The organism is uncultured Streptococcus sp., assembly GCF_963525625.1.
Lineage (GTDB): Bacteria > Bacillota > Bacilli > Lactobacillales > Streptococcaceae > Streptococcus.
Genome location: NZ_CAURLD010000017.1, coordinates 1 through 21,499, shown reverse-complemented (window position 1 = coordinate 21,499; position 21,499 = coordinate 1). Strand labels below are relative to the sequence as shown.

The window sequence follows — 21,499 nt, the reverse complement described above, 5'->3', positions numbered from 1 at the left end:
TAATATAAAGATTATAACAAAAAAGAGCAAAATCTACATGATTAAGCTCTAAAAAGATTTTAATGTTCGGGAAAAAGGAAAGTTAAGAAAATTATATTCTCTAAAATATAAGATTTCAGAGAATTATTTTCCGCTGTGACACTCTGCAATTAGAATTATTTTACTAAATTTCTTTTTTCTTGTAAAATAAGGCTATGAACATATTGATTACTTCTGGCGGGACCAGCGAGAAAATCGACCGTGTCCGCTCTATTACCAATCATTCGACGGGACGGCTTGGCAAAATCATAACTGAAACTTTCCTAGACAAGGGTGATCAGGTGACTCTGGTGACGACTCCCAAAGCTGTCCGCCCTAAAGCTCATCCCAATCTTACTATTATCTTAATTGAAAATGTTGCAGAACTGCTTGAAAACTTGGATCCACTCGTTCACACACATGATGTACTGATTCATGCAATGGCAGTCTCTGATTATACTCCCGTCTACATGGCTGGTTTGGAAGCTGTAGCAGCTAGCTCTGATATGACTGAATTTCTGAATAAGAATAACTCAGAAAGCAAGATTTCTTCTCAGGATGATGTTCAAGTTCTTTTTCTCAAAAAGACACCGAAAATCATCAGCCTGGTAAAAAAATGGAATCCAGACATTCGCTTGATTGGCTTCAAACTCTTGGTTGATGTTTCTGATGAAGAGTTACTCAAGACCGCGCGAGCCAGTCTCATAAAAAATCAGGCAGAAATCATTGTCGCCAATGATTTGACAGAGATTTCTATTCAGGAGCACAAAGCCTATCTTGTCGGAAATGATACTGTAACCCAAGCTCAATCCAAAGAAGAAATTGCTCAGCTCCTCTATCTGCATATCCATAGTCCATAAGGAGGTAAATGATGACACGGATTACCTTAGCCGTCAGTGGCAGCATATCAGCCTACAAGGCCGCTGACATCACTAGCCGTCTAAAGAAAGAAAACTTTGAAGTTGCTATCCTCATGACAGAGGCAGCGACAGAATTTATCACACCGCTGACCCTGCAAGTATTGTCGCAAAGGCCAGTTTCAATTGATATTATGCAAGAACCTGACCCTAGCAAGGTCAATCACATTGACATCGCTAAAGAGTCTGACCTCTTTTTGCTAGCGCCAGCTACAGCCAATACCATCGCTAAATTAGCCAACGGCTTAGCTGATAATATGGTAACAGCTACTGCCCTGGCTCTGCCGCCTCATACCAAGAAAGTTTTGGCTCCAGCTATGAACACTAAGATGTTTGAAAATCCACTAACCCAGCAGAATTTGGAGCGCCTGCAGCGTTTTGGATGGAAGATTATCCAGCCGCGCGAAGCTGTTCTAGCCTGTGGCGATCAGGGGACAGGTGCTCTAGCTGAGATTGATACAATTATTGATACAGTAAAGGAACTTATTTATGAAAAAACAGTCTAAAATTGCTCAAATTGCTATTTTCTTTGCCATTATGTTGGTACTGCACCTGCTCAGCTCGGTTATTTTCAACTTACTTCCAGTACCGATTAAACCTACGATTATTCACATCCCAGTGATTATCGCCAGTATCCTCTATGGCCCTAAAGTCGGAGCTGTTCTAGGTGGCCTTATGGGATGTATCAGCGTTGTCACCAATACCTTAGTTCTGCTACCAACCAGCTATCTCTTTAGCCCTTTTGTGCCAAATGGAAGCCTCTCTTCACTTGTTGTTGCCATGGTGCCTCGCATTCTCATCGGTATCACTCCTTATTTCGTATATAAAGCTATGAAAAATAAGGTCGGCTTGATTGTAGCAGGTTCCGTAGGTTCTGCTACCAATACCATCTTCGTCTTGGGTGGTATCTTCTTTCTCTTTGCAAATGTCTATCAAGGAGATATCAAAGCACTTCTGGCTGTGATTCTATCAGCTAATTCTATTGCCGAGTTAATCATTTCTGCGATTTTGACGGCAACTATCATTCCTGCGCTTGAAAAAGCTAAAAAATGATGATGATTTAGTTTTCTGGACCAAGCAATGCTTTGGTCTTTTTTAATACCGCTATACCATCTTGAAATCCTTGAAACAATGCCTTGAAAAGTATTTCATCGTTTTCTAGGTAACCTCTTTCAAAATTAATGAAAATATGCTACAATGAAAGCGATTAAGAAAATTTAAGAGCAGGATTTTTTGCTAAAATTTCCTACTCTCCATTTCAAAAATAAAGGAGACTCCACCTATGACTTATCAAGATAACTTCAAAAAATGGCTTGATTACGCTGAACTTCCTGACTATCTTCACCAAGACTTGAATAGTATGGACGAAAAAACTAAGGAAGATGCCTTTTACACCAATCTTGAGTTTGGTACTGCTGGTATGCGTGGTTTAATTGGCGCTGGTACCAACCGTATTAATATTTATGTTGTCCGTCAGGCAACTGAAGGTTTGGCTCGCTTGATTGAAGAAAAAGGTGATGAGCTCAAAAAACGCGGTGTTGCCATTGCTTACGACTCCCGTCATTTCTCACCAGAATTTGCCTTTGAATCTGCTGCTGTTTTAGCAAAACACGGCATCAAGTCCTATGTCTTTGAAAGTCTGCGCCCAACTCCGGAACTTTCATTTGCAGTGCGTCATCTGGGAACTTTTGCTGGTATTATGATTACAGCCAGCCACAACCCTGCTCCATTTAACGGCTACAAAGTATATGGTGAAGACGGCGGACAAATGCCTCCGCATGATGCAGATGCATTGACAGACTATATCCGTGCCATTGAAAATCCTTTTGCTATTGAGGTTGCTGATGTTGAAGCTGAAAAAGCTTCTGGCTTGATTGAAGTGATTGGCGATGCTATTGATGCTGAATACCTCAAGGAAGTTAAAGATGTCAATATCAACCAAAAACTGATTGATGAATACGGCAAGGACATGAAGATTGTCTATACTCCACTGCACGGTACTGGTGAAATGTTGGCTCGTCGCGCTTTGGCTCAAGCTGGATTTGATTCTGTAGAAGTTGTTGAAGCTCAAGCTGTAGCTGATCCTGACTTCTCTACTGTTAAGTCTCCAAACCCTGAAAGCCAAGCAGCCTTTGCCTTAGCAGAGGAATTAGGCCGTAAAGTTGGTGCAGATGTTCTAGTTGCAACTGACCCAGATGCTGACCGTGTCGGTGTAGAAGTTCTGCAAAAAGACGGAAGCTACCTCAACCTTTCAGGTAACCAAATCGGGGCTATCATGGCTAAGTACATCTTGGAAGCTCATAAGAGTGCTGGAACTCTACCAGCTAACGCAGCTCTCTGCAAGTCTATCGTTTCTACTGACTTGGTGACTAAGATTGCTGAAAGTTATGGCGCAACCATGTTCAATGTCTTGACTGGTTTCAAATTTATCGCTGAAAAGATTCAAGAATTCGAAGAAAAACACAACCACACCTACATGATGGGATTTGAAGAAAGCTTCGGCTATCTGATTAAGCCATTTGTACGTGATAAAGATGCTATCCAAGCTGTTTTGGTCGTGGCTGAGCTTGCTGCCTACTACCGCTCACGTGGCTTGACTCTGGCTGACGGTATTGAAGAAATCTACAAAGAGTATGGTTACTTTGCTGAAAAGACTATCTCTGTCACTCTGTCAGGTGTTGATGGAGCTGAGCAAATCAAGGCTATCATGGCTAAGTTCCGTGACAATGCTCCAAAAGAATTCAACGCTACTGCTATTTCTGTTACTGAAGACTTTAAGACGCAGACTTCTACCGCCGCAGACGGTACTGTTACTGCCCTGACGACTCCTCCAAGCGATGTGCTGAAATACACTTTGGCTGATGGTTCATGGATTGCTGTCCGTCCATCCGGAACAGAACCAAAAATCAAGTTCTATATTGCCGTTGTCGGTGACAGCAATGAAGACGCTCAAGCAAAAATTGCTGCTATTGAAGCAGAGATTAATGCCTTTATCAAGTAAAACAACACTATCAACCAATCAACCAATCAACCAATCAACCAGAGGATGAATTTCACATTCTCTGGTTTTTCGTTTCCAAATCAAGCATTTTTCTGCTTTTTATGGCATACTAGTTTTATCAAAAGAAATGAGGATTATTTATGGAACAATTTGCTCAAAATATTAAAGACCTTGAAGTCACAACTGTTGACCGTGCTCGTCAAGCTATTGCTGATAAAGAGACAGCAACTTTCTTCGTCGGCCGCAAAACTTGCCCTTACTGCCGTAAATTCGCTGCTACTCTTGCTGGCGTTGTCACTGATACTAAGGCGCATATTTTCTTTATTAATAGCGAAGAAGCTAGCGAATTAGAGAAACTGCAAGCCTTCCGCTCTGAATACAGCATTCCGACGGTCCCTGGTTTTGTTCATGTTCAAGACGGCCAAGTATCTGTTCGTTGTGATTCTTCTATGACTACTGATGAGATTAAAGCTTTTGCAAACTTATAAAATTGATTCAATTCAAAAATCTGAGACTCTTTTTGCCTCAGATTTTTTTACTTATTTCTAGCTTCCTGAAAAGCCTCCCACATCTTCTGCTGGGGTTTGGCAAAGGGGTAATTGCCAAAGTCTTCCGGATCAAGCCACAAGACCTCTCCCTCAGCTGCGTGCTGACTATCTTTAACTCGTCCGTAAGCCAGCTGGATATGCCACTTGCGATGACTGAAAACATGCTGTACATTTGAGAAGGACTGCTGCTGCCAATCAACAATCAAATCATAATCCTGCTCAAAGCTTTCTTGAGGAGACAGTTCCAGACTGGGCTGATTTTCAGCGACTTCAAACAGGGACATCTGATTATCTGATTGAAATTCCTCGATTTCGATCAAAGGAAAATGCCAAAAACCCGATAACAAGCCAGCAGCCTCATTTTTTTCAAGCAAGAATTGGCCCAATTCATTTTCGATAATCAAGCCCTGCAGATAGACCGGAACAGGCTTTTTTTTAGGGGCTTTGATTGGATATTTATCCATTGTTCCGTGCAAATAAGCTGCACTAAACTCTTTTACTGGACTGTCTTCTGGATGAGGATTAACAGGAGCTTCAATATCTGACCCCAGATCCATCAGTGCCTGATTGAAATCTCCTGGTCTATCAGGATCAATCAGAATCTCCATCATAGCCTGAAAAACCTTACGATTACTAGCCTGGCCAATATCTAAATCAACTTCAAACAAGCGACTCAACACTCGCATGACATTGCCATCTACCGCAGGCTCAGCTAGGCCAAAGGCAATACTAGCAATGGCACCAGCTGTATAAGGTCCAATCCCTTTGAGGCTAGCAATTCCTTCATAGCTATCAGGAAATTTTCCAGCAAAATCCGTCGTTATCTGCTGGGCTGCTTTTTGCATATTTCTCACCCGCGAGTAATAGCCCAAGCCTTCCCAAGCCTTGAGCAGTCTATCCTCTGGCGCCTGCGCTAAGTCAGCTACTGTCGGAAACCAGTCAAGAAAACGTTCATAGTAAGGAATCACCGTATCCACCCGAGTCTGCTGCAGCATAATCTCAGAAACCCAGATATGATAAGGATTGTTTGTTCTGCGCCATGGCAGGTCACGTTTGTTTTCATCATACCAAGTTAATAATTTCTCGCGAAAAGAGGCGATTTTATTTGCCTCCCACATCTCAATTCCGTATTCTTTCAAATCTAACATAAATCTAGTATAGCATAAGGCAAGAAAAATAGGAGAGCTTACGCCCTCCAATTGTTTCCTATCGTTTAATAATGACCGACAGCCTGACTGGCCGTAATCAAAGTCAGTTTGTATACGTCATCCGCATTACATCCTCGGGAGAGGTCATTAACTGGATGGTTAAGTCCCTGCAGGATAGGTCCTACTGCTGAAAAGCCACCCAAACGCTCTGCCATCTTGTAGCTGATATTACCAGCCTCAATACTTGGGAAAACAAAGACGGTCGCTTGACCAGCCACCGGGCTGCCAGGTGCTTTCAGCTCTGCTGTTGTAGGAACGAAAGCTGCATCAAACTGTAATTCACCATCGATAACCAAGTCAGGACGCATTTCTTGAGCCAACTTAGTCGCTTCCACAACCTTATCAACCTTTTCTCCGAAACCAGAGCCCTTGGTCGAATAGCTGAGCATGGCAACTTTGGGATCGATACCGAAAATCTGCGCTGTTAGGGCTGAATTAACAGCAATCTCTGCCAAGATATTGGCGTCTGGATCGATATTGATGGCACAGTCACTGAAAATATAACGCTCATCATCTCGAACCATGAGGAAGGCTCCTGAAGTACGAGAAACCCAAGGCAGAGTCTTGATGATTTGAAGAGCCGGCCGAACAGTCGCTGCCGTAGAGTGAATCGCGCCAGACACCATTCCTTGAACCTTACCAAGGTAAACTAACATGACCCCAAAGTAGTTGACATCTTCCTTGAGCAACTGACGTGCTTCATCTGCTGTGATTTTCCCTTTTCGACGATCAACGAATGCTTCTACCAGTTCCTCAAAGCAAGAACAGTTTGAAGGATCAATAACCTGATACCCTTCTTTTATTCCTTCGATTTCTAGATAAATGCGGATTTTATCAGGATTACCCAAAAGAACTGGTGTAATGCTGGTTTCTTTCACCAAACGTTTAGTCGCCTGCAGAATTCGTGGTTCCTCACCCTCTGGCAAGACAATCTTTACTTCCTTATCTTTCAAGGCTTCACGAATTGAGTCAAAAATTTTCATTGTTCTTAACACTCCTTTATCTATTTAGCTTTTAATTTCTTGATAACTTGTTTAAAATCTTCCGGCAAAGGACTGGCGCGCTCAACTTCCTGACCGCTAAAAGGATTATAAAATTTCAAAGAATGGCAATGCAAAGCTTGACGCTCTATTCCGTGTACCAAACTCCCTCCATAAAGGTCATCACCCAAAAGCGGAAAGCCAATGTGTGAAAAATGAACGCGGATTTGATGAGTCCGCCCAGTATGAAGATGGATATCCACCAGATAGACATCTCCAAATCGCTCTATGACCTTGTAGCTGGTATGGGCGTACTTGCCATCCTCTGTCACGCGCCTCGTAATGATACTCTCAGGGTTGCGCCCAATCGGAGCAATAATCTCACCTTGTTCTTCTAAGAGACCACTACCCCTAACCAGAGCGTAATAGCGCTTTTCTATCAGCTTCTTCTGCAGCTGCTTGTCCAATCTGGCATGAGCATAGCCATGCTTGGCAAAGAGCATGAGCCCACTTGTATCCTTATCCAGACGCGTCACGATATGCACCTGTTGGTTTTCATAGTCCTGACGAATATAGTAAGCCTTGACGAAATTAGCCATGGTATTGGAATGGTTAACACTGGGAATACTGGCCACCCCAGCCGGCTTATCCAAAATCAAGAAATGCTCATCTTCATAGATGACAGATAAGTCCTTATCAACAGCCTTCAGGCTCTCAAATCCCTTTTCAGACGGGATATCAATCGTTACCCTATCGCCAATATCCAAGAGATAAATAGCGTTCTGAGGCTGATGGTTGACGAGAATATTTCCGCCGGAAAATTTTATCTTAGCCAAGAGGCCCTTGGAAATTTCATGCCGCTTCAAAAAAGTCTTCACCTTGACATGTTCGTCGGCAATAAACTCAAACCTCATTCCTTGCACTCTCCAATAAAGGAGTCTCTGACACGATTCCAAAAGCTGGTATGACTTGGCGAAGCCACAAAATGTATCTTATGATTGTCAATCTGATACTCAATACGGACAATATTTTTGAAAGAGAAAGTCTGATTATCAACCGCAATAGTGTGATAATCACTGCGGGTCGGTACTAACTCAATCTTATCCTTTTTGGGAACAATGACCGATGAGCCCAATGTCCGATAAACCCGATTGTTGAGACTGGCAATTTCTGTCACCTGCAAGGCTTCAATCGTCGGATGTAATACCGCCCCGCCTAGAGATTTGTTATAGGCTGTACTGCCCGTCGGAGTCGAAACGGAAATCCCATCTCCTCGGAAACGCTCAAAATGAACCCGATTGATAATGACATCGGCTACCATAGTCCGATCCGAGCGCTTGATTGTTGCTTCGTTCAAAGCACGAATGATGCGTGTATCACCATTTTCAAAAGTAATTTTGACATTTAAAATTGGATAAGAAACCTGAGCACCAGTGTCTAATTTGAGATTTTCTACCAACTTATCTAGTTCAAAATCACGGTAGTCCGTATAAAATCCGAGATGGCCTGTATGCACACCAACAAAGCGAACCCGATCCAGCTGTTCTTCATACATATGAAAAGCCGATAGCAACATGCCGTCACCACCCACCGAAATCACGATGTCGGGATTCTTAGGAGTTAAAATAAAGCCGTTTTGTTTCAGCTTCTGCTTCAAATCCTGATAAACTTGTTCGCTCTGTCTTTTCCGATTGCGGATAATCGCTATTTTTTTATCTGTATTCTTCATCTGTATCATCACTATTTCCCACACCGTCATTTAACTTGCGGTGAAGAGGATCAAAGAGAGCCTGTGCCTCCTGGATAGCATCACGGATTTCTCCCATCTCCTCATCCAGCTGATAAGCAAGATTAGCTGTCGTTTCCAAGCGGCATTTGATTTCCTCGGGAAATTCTCCTTTATACTTGTAATTCAAAGAATGCTCAATCGTAGCCCAAAAATTCATCGAAAGGGTGCGAATCTGAATCTCAGCCAGAATAAGCCTATGACCATTAATCGTATCAACCGGATACTCTATAATCACATGATAGCTTCGATAGCCACTGGCTTTTTTATTTTTAATATAATCCCGCTCCTGCACAATGCGCATATCAGTCCGGTTTCGCAGGACATCTAAAACCTCATCCACATCATCGACAAACTGGACCATGACTCGTAAGCCAGCGATATCCTGCATCTCCTGCTCGATATTTTCCTCGCGAATGCCTCGCAGAATCATCTTTTCTTTAATGCTCTCAATCGGCTTAACACGTCCGGTCACAAACTCAATCGGAGAATGGCGCTGCTGCTTGCGGTATTGCTTTCGCACCCCACGCAACTTAATTTTCAGCTCTCCAACAGCTTGAATATAGGGGTCTAAAAACTCTTCCCATTCTATTGTCATACACTTACCTTGTCATATCATTATTTTTTGTATAAAATAAACACAACTGTTATTATAACATAAATCGCTTTCAAAAAAAAGAAAAGGATATGAAAATGAATCACTTAGAAATTGAATTCAAAACCATGCTGACCAAAGAAGAGCACGACCGTCTGCTCCAGTTTTTTGTTGATATTTCGCCTATTAGCCAAACCAACCACTACATCGATTCAGATCAGCAAAGTATCCGACACGCTCACATGGCTTTTCGAGTACGGACTTTTAACCATCGCGAGGCTGAGCTGACGCTCAAGATTCCTCAAGAAGTCGGATCCTTGGAACTCAATCAGAACTTAACACCAGAAGAAACTGAAAATATTTTGCAGAACAATAAATTTCCTACGGGAGATATTTTAGAAACGCTGCTTCAGAAAGAAATTCCCATCCAAGACTTGAAGATTCTAGGCTCTCTAGAGACTATCCGCTATGAAAAAGAAGACGAAATCGGTCTGCTTGCTCTGGATGAGAGTCACTACTTGGGCAAAACAGACTTCGAACTCGAAGTCGAAGTTGAAGATTTCGAAAAAGGAAAAGAAAATTTCCTCAACTTCCTAAAACAGCACAAGATCGACTACAAGCCTGGCAAGAGCAAGATAGCAAGATTTTCTGAAAACTTATAAATCAACGACCATAAAAAAGCTGAAATAATCTAATTTTTTTGGTAAAATAAAAGGTAGCAATCTAAAACCTATTGAAAAATAAATTTCATGGAGCATTAGATATAGAAATGAGACAAAAAGAGGACGGTCCAACTCATGTCAGATAAAAAAAATATGAAGCTTTTTTCCCTCAACTCCAATCATTCCATAGCTGAAAAAATCGCTGAGGCAGCTGGAGTTCCTTTGGGAAAACTTTCCTCCCGCCAATTCTCGGACGGCGAGATTCAGATTAACATCGAAGAAAGTGTTCGTGGCTATGACATTTACATCATTCAGTCTACTAGCTTCCCTGTCAATAATCACTTGATGGAACTCTTGATTATGGTGGATGCCTGCAAGCGTGCAAGTGCCAACACGATTAATGTTGTCATGCCTTATTTTGGTTATGCCCGTCAGGATCGGACTGCTGCTCCTCGCGAGCCAATCACAGCTAAACTGGTTGCCAACATGCTTGTTGGAGCTGGAGTAGATCGCGTGATTTCTCTGGATCTTCATGCCGTGCAGGTCCAAGGATTCTTTGATATCCCAGTAGATAACCTCTTCACTATCCCACTCTTTGCCAAACACTACTGCAACATGGGCCTTACTGGCGATGATGTCGTTGTCGTCAGCCCTAAAAACTCTGGTGTAAAACGCGCCCGCAATTTGGCTGAATATCTGGATGCCCCTATCGCTATCATTGATTATGGCGAAGATGAGGCAGGTCGCTCTGAGGGATATATCATTGGAGATGTCGAGGGCAAGAAAGCTATTCTTATTGACGACATTTTAAATACCGGTCGGACTTTCTCTGAAGCAGCTAAAATTGTCTGTCGTGAAGGCGCAGTCGAAATCTATGCTGTATCCAGTCATGGTCTCTTCGCGGATAAAGCTGCGGAATTGCTGGATAATTCTCCTATCAGGGAAATTCTTGTAACTGACTCTGTTGATACCAAAGAAAAAACACCTAAGAATCTCCACTACATTACAGCAAGTGAACTGATTGGTGATGCTATTGTCCGCATTCAAGAGAGGAAACCAGTCAGCCCACTCTTTGCCTATCAAAAGAAATAAGGTAACCGGAGTGATTTATTTAGATAATGCCGCTACAACTGCTTTGTCGCCCGCTGCAATCCAAGCAATGACCAAGACGATGACTGTCTTTGGGAATCCTTCCAGTACGCATAGTCATGGCCGAGAAGCTAGTAAACTGCTCAGACAGGGACGTGAGGATATTGCTCAAGCTCTGCATACTCAAAGCAATAAGATTCTTTTTACTTCAGGTGGCACTGAAAGCAACAATACTACTATCAAAGGTTATGCCCTTCGTCACCAGAACCGAGGAAAACATATTGTGACCACTGCTATTGAGCACCATGCTGTCTTAGAAGTGGTAGAGTACTTAGTAGATAAATTCGGCTTCGAAGCTACTTTTGTTCAGCCGGTAGATGGTCAGATTCGAGCGAAGGATATTAAAAAGGCACTTAGACCTGACACTATTCTTGTATCTGTCATGGCAGTTAATAACGAAACTGGTGCTATCCTTCCCATTAAGGAAATTAGTGAATTACTGCAAGAACATCCTGCTGCTTTTCACGTTGATGCTGTTCAAGCAATTGGTAAACTTCCCATCTACCCAGACGAGCTAGGGATTGACTTCCTCTCTGCATCAGCACATAAGTTTCATGGTCCCAAAGGCGTTGGCTTCCTTTATGCCAAGAAGATGAATTTTGACAATTTCATGCATGGCGGTGACCAGGAAGAAAAACACCGGGCCGGAACTGAAAATCTAATCTCTATCACAGGCATGGCGGCGGCTCTGTCAGAGAGCATGGAACATCTAGAGGAAAATCTAGAGCATGCGCAAGACTTAAAAAACAGCTTACTTGCTGACTTATCAGACATTGACTATTACTTAAATGAAAGTCAGCCAAGCCTGCCTTATGTCATCAATTTGGGATTTCCCAATCAAAAGAATGATCTACTTCTGCTTCAAATGGATTTAAATGGCTTTTCCATTTCAACAGGATCAGCCTGCACAGCCGGAGCTATACAACCCAGTCATGTTTTGCAGGCTATGTACGGCAAGGATTCCAACCGCTTGCATGAGTCTATTCGAATCAGTACTTCGGACCAAACGACTTTGCAAGAGATTCAATCATTTACAAAGAAATTAAAAGAAATTTTAGGAGGATAAGATGGCCTTTCAAACATCTGTTAGCTTAGCAAACTGCGAATATACCTATTCACTTCACCCAAATGTCAAGAAATTTACCTTGCGCGACAATACATTCGCTGAAAGCAAGGTTGGCAACTATGAACTCTCTCGTCTGCTGGAATCTGTTCCCAACAGCGGAAATGGTTTTTTGCTTAAAATCATCGTCAATAAAGATTTGAATGGTTTCAAAATCAATATCACTGACAAATCAGGCCTGCGCTTGGTCAATATTTTTAAATCAGAAGACCATCACATTATCCAGCAAAAATTTTATTTCTTGATGGATAGCTTGGTTGAAAGAAATATTTTTGAAAAGACACCACAATAAGCAAGATTCTCGAGATTTTGCTTTTTTGGTTTTGAATCTTCAAAATTTAAACGAGCTTGACTTCTACTTAGAACACTTGAAGAAAAGACCAACCGAACCCAAAGAAAGGATTAACAATGGTTGAACTGACCTATTTGGACTCATATAAGGTGAAACGAACACTTTCCTATGAAGACTTTGACGAATTTCTTCTCGCCTTCTCTGGCTGCGTCACGGTTCCTGACTCTCTCAAAGTACTTTCCATCACTTATAAGGGACACCAACTGCCTTTTGCAGGGCTAATTGGGGACTTGTACCGCCAGATGTACCAGTTAGACCTTAGTCCCTACCAGGACTAAGCTTTTAAACACTATTATTCCCAGCAATTCCTGATTTTCTTTTTTAGTGCATTAAACATCCTTAATTAGTTGATTTTTTCACAAACTTCCTATAAAATAGAATTAGAAAGGTTGTGATTTTGTGAAAACTGAAAAAAATACTACAATTCCCCGAGCTACTGCTAAAAGGCTATCGCTCTACTATCGTATTTTTAAACGTTTTAATGCTGAGAAGATTGAAAAAGCAAACTCCAAGCAAATTGCAGAAGCCATTGGTATTGACTCTGCTACTGTAAGACGAGATTTTTCTTATTTCGGTGAACTTGGCCGCAGAGGATTTGGTTACGATGTCAAGAAATTGATGAACTTTTTTGCCGATCTCTTGAACGACAATGCTATTACCAATGTTATGATTGTTGGTGTTGGTAATATGGGGCGGGCTCTGCTGCACTATCGTTTTCATGAGCGCAATAAAATGAAGGTTGTAATGGCTTTTGACACAGATGACCATCCAGAAGTTGGCAACACAACCAGCGATGGGATTCCTATCTATGGAATTTCCCAAATAAAAGAAAAAATACAGTCAGGAAATGTGCAAACTGCTATCCTAACTGTACCTAGCGTAAAAGCTCAAGAAGTCGCATCTATCTTAGTTCAGGCTGGTGTCAAGGGCATTCTCTGTTTCTCACCAGTAAACCTATCCCTGCCTAAGGATGTGGTCGTCCAGTATGTTGACCTGACTAGCGAACTGCAGACTTTGCTCTACTTCATGAGAAAAAATGACAATTAATTTGAAAGAGGTATTAAACACTCTATGAGTAAACCTATTATTGGAATAACCGGAAATGAAAGAGAAATCCCAGACGATCACTTCATCCATATGAGCTATACAGCGACAGGATTCGTTGAGGGAGTTAAAGAAGTTGGCGGAATTCCAATGATTTTGCCAATCGGTGATGAAGAAATGGCTAAACAGTATGTTTCCATTGTCAATAAATTAATCATCACAGGCGGTCAGAATGTATGTCCCCAGTTCTATGGAGAAGAAAAAGCCATTGACAGCGATGATTATCTACTCAAACGGGACATTTTTGAATTATCTTTAATCAAGGAAGCCCGTCGTCAAAATAAACCAATCTTCACTGTCTGCCGCGGAACCCAACTTTATAATGTCGCACTGGGTGGTACTCTTCATCAAGACATTGAAGATCATTGGCAAGATAGCTCTGCTGAGTACACTACTCAAAGCATGGTAACCAAGAACGGCTCTATTTTGCACGAAATCTATGGCCCTGCATCTGAAATCAACTCCTTTCACCATCAGAGTATCAAGGATTTAGCCGCTGGCCTCAAAGTCATCGCCTATGATCCTCGCGATAAAATTATTGAAGCCATCACTTCTACTGACGGCAGTCCTTTTCTTGGTGTCCAATGGCACCCAGAGTTCTTGTTTGGCTCCAGAGAAGGAGACTTAGCTCTGTTTGATTATGTTGTCAATATTCTTTAAAATCCTCTATTCCTAGAAAAACTTCTGTTCTACACGAATAGAAGTTTTTTATATTCACGTAAATCAAATTATATCAAATCTGTCTCTTCTCGGTAGCTATAGTAGTTGGACTTGGACACAATTAAATGATCTAAAAGAACCAAGCCCATCATCTCACACGCTTCTTTCATATGCTGCGTCACTTCATCATCGTTTCTGCTAGGAACGACTGAGCCAGATGGATGATTGTGTACCAGTATGATAGATGTCGCCAGATGCTTGAGAGCGTAGTGGAGAATTTCTCTCGGCTCAGCAATGCTTCTGCTTACAGTCCCCATGAAAATAGTCTGCTGGTGCAAAATTTGATTTTGGCTATTAAGATAAATGGCAACCAAGCACTCCTGCCTCATATCTCCCAATTCCTGCTGCATTTTCTGTGCTAATTTTTGACTGCCCATAATCTGCTCTTTCTGCAGAACCTCTGCTCGGTTAATCCGACGCCCCAATTCGATAATGGCCTGTAGCTCCACAGCCTTAATCGGACCTATTCCAGAAATTGTTTGCAATTCCTGCAAAGTTAAATACTTGAGATCGTTCAAACTGGAAATCGATGATAAAATTCTTTGAGAAACTTGAAAAACAGTTTCTTTTTTGTTACCTGTCCTCAGAAAGATTGATAGGAGCTCCTGATTACTAAGTTTTTCAGCCCCTTCTCTCATTAAACGCTCCCGTGGCATGATGCTAATATCATCTTGAAATGAAATGCTATACATAGAAACCTCCTTATCTTATAATTCGGAAAAAGAGTTAAAATCAGCAAGAATTGATACAAAAAATCTTTCGTCCAGAATAAATTTTAGATAAAAAAACTCCAAAAGTTAGAGTTTTTTCTAACCTTTGGAGTGAAGTTTTTTTTACCTTTAAATCTGCATTTGGTTATAGGACTTACTAAAAGATTCAAGAACTTCCTTAGGAGCCTTGTCATACTCGACAGACCCTTCCAATGTTCCCTTGACAATAGTCCGGTTGGTTGCCGCGGCATCCTCACAAGTAACCAAAGTAATCTCTGTAACGCCTTCAGTATCCTCAATCAGATCCGTTCGATCCGGAGTTACCGTTTCAACACTGGTGATTACATATGTATAGACTTGCTCTTTATCGGTGATATAAATCTTCATACCAGCCTTAGCACGGTCCAATGGGGAAAAGAGCATGTTACTAGCCCCTGTGATGCCAAAGACATGGTGGCTAGCCAAGGCATAATTCCCCTGCCCCATCTGCTGGGTCTCTTTCATCGTACCAGCACCATAATACAATCCAGCATTATCCAGCCCTTTGAAGATTGGCAAATTCATGGATACTTCTGGAATAGAGATGCCTCCGATAACAGGCAGTTGCTGCGCTTTCCACTGAGCATTGATGACCGCTTCTGTAGAAAGCGACTCTACCTTGTTAAAATCAAAACTTGTCTTAACATTTTTATTCTTATCAATAGAGTCTTTTGAAACCTTGCTGACCTGATATTGGTTGGTATGCCAAACCATAATCATGTTTCGGATTTGCGCATTAAAGATTAAGCCAAGAGCCACAATAATTAATAATGTCGCAACGATATTGATAAAAATATTTCTTTTGCTTTTTTGTTTTCTTTTTCGACTTCTTTTTCCTTGTACCATATAGAGGTCCTCTTTTATGATTCGTTTTCTTCCTCTTCTACATCTTCTTTATCGTCTGCTTCGACGCTTGTAAAGGTGACAATCTGAGCATTTTGGTCCAGACGCATGACCTTAACTCCCATGGTTGAGCGACCGGTCTGAGAAATATTAGCCACACTGGTCCGAATGATGACACCTGTATTAGTGATAATCATCAAATCTTCCTCGCCAGTAACGGTCATCAGACCAGCAAGAGGCCCGTTCTTATCAGTGATATTGGCTGTTTTAATCCCTTTACCGCCACGGCCCTTGGTTGGATACTCACTAGCAAGAGTTCGCTTACCATAGCCTTTTTCGGTAATGACAAGCACTTCGTCTCCCTCAGCAATCACTCCAGCTCCAACAACCTGATCGCCCTCTCGAAGATTAACTCCGCGGACACCAGTCGCTATACGACTCATGCTCCGAACAGCTGTCTCATTGAAGCGGACAGAATAACCAAACTTGGTACCAATGATAACGTCTGCAGCACCGTCCGTCAGAAAGACATTGATTAACTCGTCTTCGTCTTTCAAATTCAAAGCCTTGAGACCGTTCTGACGAATATTAGCAAATTCCGTTACACTGGTCCGTTTGACCACCCCATGACGGGTAGTAAAGAAAAGATAGGAATCATCACTGCGGTCTTGCTGGACATTAATAATAGTCTGAATAGTCTCTCCTTCATCCAGCTTCAAGAGATTGACCACTGGCAAGCCCTTGGCTGTCCGGCCATACTCAGGGATTTCATATCCTTTGAGACGATAGACTCGGCCTTTATTGGTAAAGAAGAGCAGTCTATCGTGGGTACTTGTTGAAACTAGCTCTTTGACGAAATCATCGTCTTTGACACCAGTTCCTTGAACACCGCGGCCTCCGCGTTTCTGAGCGGTAAATTCAGCCTGATTCAGGCGTTTGATATAGCCTTTATTAGACAGGGTAATCAAAACATCTGCTTCCTCAATCAAATCTTCATCTTCAAGAGAAAGAACTTCTCCCACCATCAGCTCAGTTCGGCGGTCATCCGCAAATTTACGTTTGACCTCGTCTAACTCTTCCTTGATAATAGCTACAACGCGCTCTGGCTTAGCCAAGATATCAGCCAAGTCCGCAATCAAAGCAATCAGCTCGTCGTATTCTGACTGAATCTTATCTCGTTCCAAACCAGTCAGACGACGCAGACGCATATCGAGGATAGCTTGACTCTGACGCTCAGACAGTTCAAACTTAGCCATCAATTCAGTCTGTGCTTCTGCGTCCGTCTCGCTATTACGGATAATGCGAATCACTTCATCAATGTGATCCAGCGCAATCAGCAAACCAGCCAAGATGTGAGCTCGAGCTTCCGCCTTTTCTTTATCAAAAGCCGTCCGTCGAGTCACCACTTCCTTTTGGTGCTCAATATAAGCCAACAAAATCTCACGAAGAGACAGAATCTTCGGCACACCATTTTGAATAGCCAGCATATTGAAGCTGAAATTGGTCTGCATCTGAGTCAGTTTGAAAAGGTTATTTAGAATGACATGTGCAGAGGCATCACGACGAACCTCAATAACAAAACGTACCCCTTCACGGTTGGACTCATCACGAACAGCTGTGATACCGTCAATGCGTTTTTCCTGCACTAGGCGAACAATATGCTCATGGACCTTAGTCTTATTAACCATGTAAGGAAACTCAGTTACGACAATTCGCTCTCGGCCATTTTTCATCTCTTCGATTTCAGTACGAGAACGAAGAACAATCGAACCCTTCCCTGTTTCATAAGCCCGGTGAATGCCAGACTTGCCCATAACAAGTGCTCCTGTCGGAAAATCTGGTCCAGGAAGGACTTCCATGATATCGCGAGTTGTTGCATCCGGATTATCTATGACAAGCTTAACTGCATCAATAGACTCACCAAGATTATGCGGTGGGATATTGGTCGCCATCCCAACTGCAATCCCTGTCGCACCATTTACAAGTAAGTTAGGGAAGCGAGCAGGAAGAACTACAGGCTCTCTCTCGCTGGCATCATAGTTGTCAATATAATCAACAGTGTTTTTATTAATATCACGAAGCATCTCCAGAGCAATCTTGCTCATACGTGCTTCTGTATAACGCTGAGCAGCGGCTCCGTCTCCGTCCATAGAACCAAAGTTCCCATGACCGTCTACTAGCATATAACGATAGCTCCACCATTGAGCCATCCGCACCATCGCTTCATAAATAGAGGAGTCACCATGCGGGTGATACTTACCCATGACATCCCCTGTGATACGAGCCGATTTCTTGTGAGGTTTCTCAGGCGTCACTCCCAGCTCATTCATACCATAGAGAATCCGACGGTGAACTGGCTTGAGACCATCACGAACATCCGGAAGGGCCCGAGCCACGATAACACTCATTGCGTAATCGATGAAACTAGTCTTCATTTCACTAGTCAGATTAACATTTACTAAGTTTCTGTCTTGCATTAAAAAATGCCTTTCTTTCATATTAAACTATCCTATATTATACCACATTTTCTTTAATTTTTCAGTATTTTGAACCGTTTGTAAAAACGTTTACATCGCTAGATACACAAGTTGACCGTGACAAAATATGGCAAAAGTGGTAGAATGAATGTGTACGGGAAATATTCCCTAAAAAAATAAGGAGATGTTTAGAAATGACTGCTACTAAACAACATAAAAAAGTCATCCTTGTTGGTGACGGTGCTGTAGGTTCATCTTACGCATTTGCTCTTGTAAACCAAGGTATTGCTCAAGAACTTGGTATCATTGAAATCCCTCAATTATTTGAAAAGGCTGTCGGTGATGCTGAAGACCTAAGCCACGCCCTTGCTTTCACTTCACCTAAAAAAATCTATGCAGCTACTTATGCAGACTGTGCGGATGCTGACCTCGTTGTTATCACTGCAGGTGCACCTCAAAAACCAGGTGAAACTCGCCTTGACCTTGTTGGTAAAAACTTGGCTATCAACAAATCTATCGTTACTCAAGTCGTAGAATCAGGCTTCAACGGTATCTTCCTCGTTGCTGCTAACCCAGTTGACGTTTTGACTTACTCAACTTGGAAATTCTCTGGTTTCCCTAAAGAGCGTGTTATCGGTTCAGGTACTTCACTTGACTCAGCTCGCTTCCGTCAAGCACTTGCTGAAAAGATTGGTATCGATGCTCGTTCTGTCCATGCCTACATCATGGGTGAGCACGGTGACTCTGAGTTTGCCGTTTGGTCACACGCTAACGTTGCAGGTGTGAAATTGGAGCAATGGTTGCAAGCTAACCGCGACTTGAACGAACAAGACTTGGTTGATCTTTTCATCTCCGTTCGTGACGCAGCATACTCAATCATTAACAAAAAAGGAGCAACTTACTACGGAATCGCGGTTGCTTTGGCTCGTATCACAAAAGCTATCCTTGACGATGAAAATGCAGTATTGCCATTGTCAGTCTTCCAAGAAGGCCAATATGGCGTTGAAAATGTCTTCATTGGTCAACCAGCTATCGTTGGTGCTCATGGTATCGTACGTCCAGTAAACATCCCACTTAACGATGCTGAAACTCAAAAAATGCAAGCTTCTGCTAAAGAATTGCAAGCAATTATTGATGAAGCATGGAAAAATCCTGAATTCCAAGAAGCATCTAAAAACTAATTATAAAAAAACATCTCCTAATAAAGGAGATGTTTTTTAGTTGTTTTATATGGATTTGTCAGCAAAAATATCAATCAAATAAGGTACGATGAGCTCATCCTCTAGGTCTTTCAGAGAAGTAATCCAGACAAAGTCTGAATGCTCTTCTGGATCTAATATAATATCACGCTGCTCCGTAATCCTACCCGCATAAACTAAACGTGTAAAAACAGTATCTTTGCTAGCATCAAACTGACTATCTTCATGGATAATCCTATCAATCCGAATCTTTTGATTAACCTCCTCCATAGCCTCGCGTAGAGCCGTCTCTCTGGGAAGTTCATTCTCTTCTACACTTCCGCCTGGAATATCCCAATAAGATGGATAAACATTAGGAAGGCCTCGCTTTATCTTAGAGCGTTTGATAAGCAAATACTTCCCCTCTTTCTCGATTAAGGTATGAACGATTAATTTTACTGTCATTGCATGTGTTCCTCCAAGAAAGAGCAAAAAAGACTCCGAAGAGTCCAATTTTAAGTCATCCACCCTGAGAGAATCGAACTCCCATCTCAAGAACCGGAATCTTGCGTGATATCCATTACACTAAGGGTGGCAACTAATTCATTATAACTGATTTTCTCTGAAAATACAAGTGAAAATCAGAAAAAGAAGTTGAGAAAACTCAACTTCTTTTATCTAATTACAATTCAATATCGCCAAACAAATCAGCCATTGAGAATCCAGTTTGAGTTTCTGGAAGTTCAAAGTCACGTTTTTCTTGACGTTTTGGACGACGAGGACGTGATTGACGTTTCTCATCTTTTTGTCCTTCTTCTTGAGCTGGACGTTCTTCAAGAGCCTTGATAGAAAGTGATACACGCTCATCAGCAGCATTCACTTCAAGAACCTTAACAGTCACTTCTTGACCAACCTTAAGGGCATCCTTAGGACTTTCAACACGTTTGTGTGAAATTTGTGAAATGTGAACTAATCCATCGATACCTGGCAATACTTCAACGAAAGCACCGAAATCAGTCAAACGTTTTACAGTTCCTTCAATCACATCGCCTGCAGCAAGTTTTTGCTCAACGCCATCCCATGGCCCAGGTGTTGTTGCTTTAAGAGAGAGGGATACGCGTCCTTCTTCTTCGTTCAAGTCAAGAACTTTCACTTCGATTTCATCACCAACTGACACAACAGACTTAGGTGATACGTTGCGTTCATGTGACAATTCAGTCAAGTGAACCAATCCGTCAACTCCGCCAAGGTCAATGAAAGCACCGAAGCTAGTGATGCGAGCAACTTTACCAGTTACAATATCACCAACATTCAACTTACCAAAGACTTCAGCACGTGCTGCTGCAGCTTCAGCTTCTACAACTTCACGACGTGAAAGGATGAAGCGGTTTTCTTTTGGATCCACTTCTTTAATCTTAGCATCAAACTCTTGACCTACAAAACGCTCAGTGTTGCGAACGAAACGAGTATCAAGCATTGAAGCAGGGATAAATCCACGAAGTCCTTCAAACTCAACTGAAAGTCCACCTTTAACAGCACGAGTGCCCTTAACAGTGACAACTTCTTCTTCACGACCAACCAATTTGTCCCAAGCTTTGCGAGCTTCCAAACGTTTTTTAGATACCAGGTAAGTTACTGTGTCTGTATCTTTACCTACTACTTGACGAAGAACAAGCAATTCAAGTGTTTCACCTGGTTTCACAAGGTCGTTGATATCAGCGTCGCGGTCGTTTGTCAATTCACGAAGAGTCAAAACACCTTCAACACCAGTTCCAGCGATTGCAACATTAGCTTGGTTAGCGTCAACAGTCAATACTTCAGCAGTAACGACGTCACCTGGCTCAACTTGGCTAACACTGTTTAGCAAATCTTCAAATTCATTCATCTAAAAAAATCCTCCAACAATCAAGCTTTCGCTTGACATACTACTTATTTATTTTCCTAAGCACCCGCAAATGACATTGATCTATCGTTAACGATTTCCATCCTATAAAGAAATAAAACACCAGAAGACATTTTATTATTTTATCAGATCTATTACCTAAGAACTGGGGTAGCTGGATTCGAACCAACGCATGAGGGAGTCAAA

General features: G+C 42.0%; 23 protein-coding genes and 1 tRNA gene. 13 read left to right on the top strand and 11 right to left on the bottom strand.

Annotated elements, in window-relative coordinates; genetic code table 11:
• Positions 1-194: 194 nt before the first annotated feature.
• From RYK49_RS09090 to RYK49_RS09070, 5 genes are all read left to right on the top strand, one after another.
• The gene (locus RYK49_RS09090) at positions 195-878 is read left to right on the top strand and encodes a phosphopantothenate--cysteine ligase (protein WP_314831414.1); all 684 of its coding nucleotides are present in this window, start codon (positions 195-197) and stop codon (positions 876-878) included.
• Positions 879-889: 11 nt separating this feature from the next.
• Positions 890-1,441 (top strand): phosphopantothenoylcysteine decarboxylase, encoded by a 552-nt coding sequence (coaC, locus tag RYK49_RS09085; protein ID WP_314831413.1) that lies wholly within the window; start codon positions 890-892, stop codon positions 1,439-1,441.
• Positions 1,425-1,988, top strand: a complete 564-nt coding sequence (locus RYK49_RS09080; RefSeq protein WP_314831412.1) for an ECF transporter S component — start codon at positions 1,425-1,427, stop codon at positions 1,986-1,988. The genes coaC and RYK49_RS09080 overlap by 17 nt, the downstream gene beginning before the upstream one ends.
• Positions 1,989-2,217: 229 nt before the next feature.
• Entirely contained in the window at positions 2,218-3,936 is a 1,719-nt protein-coding gene (locus RYK49_RS09075) for a phospho-sugar mutase (RefSeq protein WP_314865498.1), read from the top strand.
• Positions 3,937-4,076: 140 nt separating this feature from the next.
• Complete coding sequence (locus tag RYK49_RS09070) at positions 4,077-4,424, top strand: thioredoxin (protein ID WP_314831462.1); 348 nt, start codon at positions 4,077-4,079, stop codon at positions 4,422-4,424.
• 47 nt (positions 4,425-4,471) lie between these two features.
• On the opposite strand, the gene mutY is transcribed toward RYK49_RS09070, so the two are convergent.
• The 5 genes from mutY to RYK49_RS09045 form a co-directional block, all read right to left on the bottom strand.
• A complete protein-coding gene (gene mutY, locus RYK49_RS09065; protein WP_314831461.1) occupies positions 4,472-5,632 on the bottom strand; it encodes an A/G-specific adenine glycosylase in 1,161 nt (386 codons plus the stop codon).
• A gap of 65 nt (positions 5,633-5,697) precedes the next feature.
• Complete coding sequence (gene pta, locus RYK49_RS09060) at positions 5,698-6,675, bottom strand: phosphate acetyltransferase (protein WP_314831460.1); 978 nt, start codon at positions 6,673-6,675, stop codon at positions 5,698-5,700.
• Positions 6,676-6,695: 20 nt separating this feature from the next.
• Positions 6,696-7,586, bottom strand: coding sequence for an RluA family pseudouridine synthase (locus tag RYK49_RS09055; protein WP_314831459.1), 891 nt, complete (start codon positions 7,584-7,586; stop codon positions 6,696-6,698).
• Positions 7,583-8,410: an NAD kinase gene (locus RYK49_RS09050; protein ID WP_002897531.1), complete on the bottom strand. Its 828-nt coding sequence runs from the start codon at positions 8,408-8,410 to the stop codon at positions 7,583-7,585. The genes RYK49_RS09055 and RYK49_RS09050 overlap by 4 nt, the downstream gene beginning before the upstream one ends.
• Entirely contained in the window at positions 8,385-9,056 is a 672-nt protein-coding gene (locus RYK49_RS09045; RefSeq protein ID WP_314831458.1) for a GTP pyrophosphokinase family protein, read from the bottom strand. Before RYK49_RS09045 ends, RYK49_RS09050 begins: the two co-directional genes overlap by 26 nt.
• Before the next feature lie 95 nt (positions 9,057-9,151).
• Between RYK49_RS09045 and RYK49_RS09040 the strand changes: the two genes are divergently transcribed.
• From RYK49_RS09040 to RYK49_RS09010, 7 genes are all read left to right on the top strand, one after another.
• Positions 9,152-9,715 carry a CYTH domain-containing protein gene (locus RYK49_RS09040; protein ID WP_314831457.1) on the top strand — a complete coding sequence of 188 codons (564 nt, stop codon included), beginning with the start codon at positions 9,152-9,154 and terminating at the stop codon, positions 9,713-9,715.
• A 135-nt stretch (positions 9,716-9,850) separates the two neighbouring features.
• Positions 9,851-10,807 (top strand): ribose-phosphate diphosphokinase, encoded by a 957-nt coding sequence (locus RYK49_RS09035; RefSeq protein WP_002897526.1) that lies wholly within the window; start codon positions 9,851-9,853, stop codon positions 10,805-10,807.
• A 10-nt stretch (positions 10,808-10,817) separates the two neighbouring features.
• Positions 10,818-11,930: a cysteine desulfurase family protein gene (locus RYK49_RS09030; RefSeq protein WP_042763188.1), complete on the top strand. Its 1,113-nt coding sequence runs from the start codon at positions 10,818-10,820 to the stop codon at positions 11,928-11,930.
• A 1-nt stretch (position 11,931) separates the two neighbouring features.
• Entirely contained in the window at positions 11,932-12,279 is a 348-nt protein-coding gene (locus tag RYK49_RS09025) for a DUF1831 domain-containing protein (RefSeq protein WP_002902952.1), read from the top strand.
• Positions 12,280-12,395: 116 nt separating this feature from the next.
• Complete coding sequence (locus tag RYK49_RS09020) at positions 12,396-12,617, top strand: DUF4649 family protein (RefSeq protein WP_314831456.1); 222 nt, start codon at positions 12,396-12,398, stop codon at positions 12,615-12,617.
• Between the two features lie 121 nt (positions 12,618-12,738).
• Complete coding sequence (locus RYK49_RS09015) at positions 12,739-13,386, top strand: redox-sensing transcriptional repressor Rex (RefSeq protein WP_314831455.1); 648 nt, start codon at positions 12,739-12,741, stop codon at positions 13,384-13,386.
• Positions 13,387-13,410: 24 nt separating this feature from the next.
• Entirely contained in the window at positions 13,411-14,103 is a 693-nt protein-coding gene (locus tag RYK49_RS09010) for a gamma-glutamyl-gamma-aminobutyrate hydrolase family protein (RefSeq protein WP_314831454.1), read from the top strand.
• 68 nt (positions 14,104-14,171) lie between these two features.
• Here RYK49_RS09010 and radC read toward each other — a convergent pair whose 3' ends face one another.
• The 3 genes from radC to gyrA all read right to left on the bottom strand — a co-directional run bounded on the left by radC (position 14,172) and on the right by gyrA (position 18,232).
• Entirely contained in the window at positions 14,172-14,855 is a 684-nt protein-coding gene (gene radC, locus RYK49_RS09005) for a DNA repair protein RadC (protein WP_314831453.1), read from the bottom strand.
• Between the two features lie 147 nt (positions 14,856-15,002).
• Positions 15,003-15,758: a class A sortase gene (locus tag RYK49_RS09000; RefSeq protein ID WP_314831452.1), complete on the bottom strand. Its 756-nt coding sequence runs from the start codon at positions 15,756-15,758 to the stop codon at positions 15,003-15,005.
• 14 nt (positions 15,759-15,772) lie between these two features.
• On the bottom strand, positions 15,773-18,232 hold the full coding sequence (gene gyrA, locus RYK49_RS08995) for a DNA gyrase subunit A (protein ID WP_314831463.1): 2,460 nt from the start codon (positions 18,230-18,232) through the stop codon (positions 15,773-15,775).
• A 194-nt stretch (positions 18,233-18,426) separates the two neighbouring features.
• On the opposite strand from gyrA, the gene RYK49_RS08990 reads away from it, so the two are divergent.
• Positions 18,427-19,413 carry an L-lactate dehydrogenase gene (locus RYK49_RS08990; RefSeq protein ID WP_002895436.1) on the top strand — a complete coding sequence of 329 codons (987 nt, stop codon included), beginning with the start codon at positions 18,427-18,429 and terminating at the stop codon, positions 19,411-19,413.
• Between the two features lie 45 nt (positions 19,414-19,458).
• Here RYK49_RS08990 and RYK49_RS08985 read toward each other — a convergent pair whose 3' ends face one another.
• The 3 genes from RYK49_RS08985 to rpsA form a co-directional block, all read right to left on the bottom strand.
• Positions 19,459-19,875 (bottom strand): NUDIX hydrolase, encoded by a 417-nt coding sequence (locus tag RYK49_RS08985; protein WP_314865496.1) that lies wholly within the window; start codon positions 19,873-19,875, stop codon positions 19,459-19,461.
• Between the two features lie 58 nt (positions 19,876-19,933).
• Positions 19,934-20,005 (bottom strand) — tRNA-Arg (locus RYK49_RS08980).
• 87 nt (positions 20,006-20,092) lie between these two features.
• Complete coding sequence (gene rpsA / locus RYK49_RS08975) at positions 20,093-21,295, bottom strand: 30S ribosomal protein S1 (protein WP_002897515.1); 1,203 nt, start codon at positions 21,293-21,295, stop codon at positions 20,093-20,095.
• Positions 21,296-21,499: the final 204 nt, after the last annotated feature.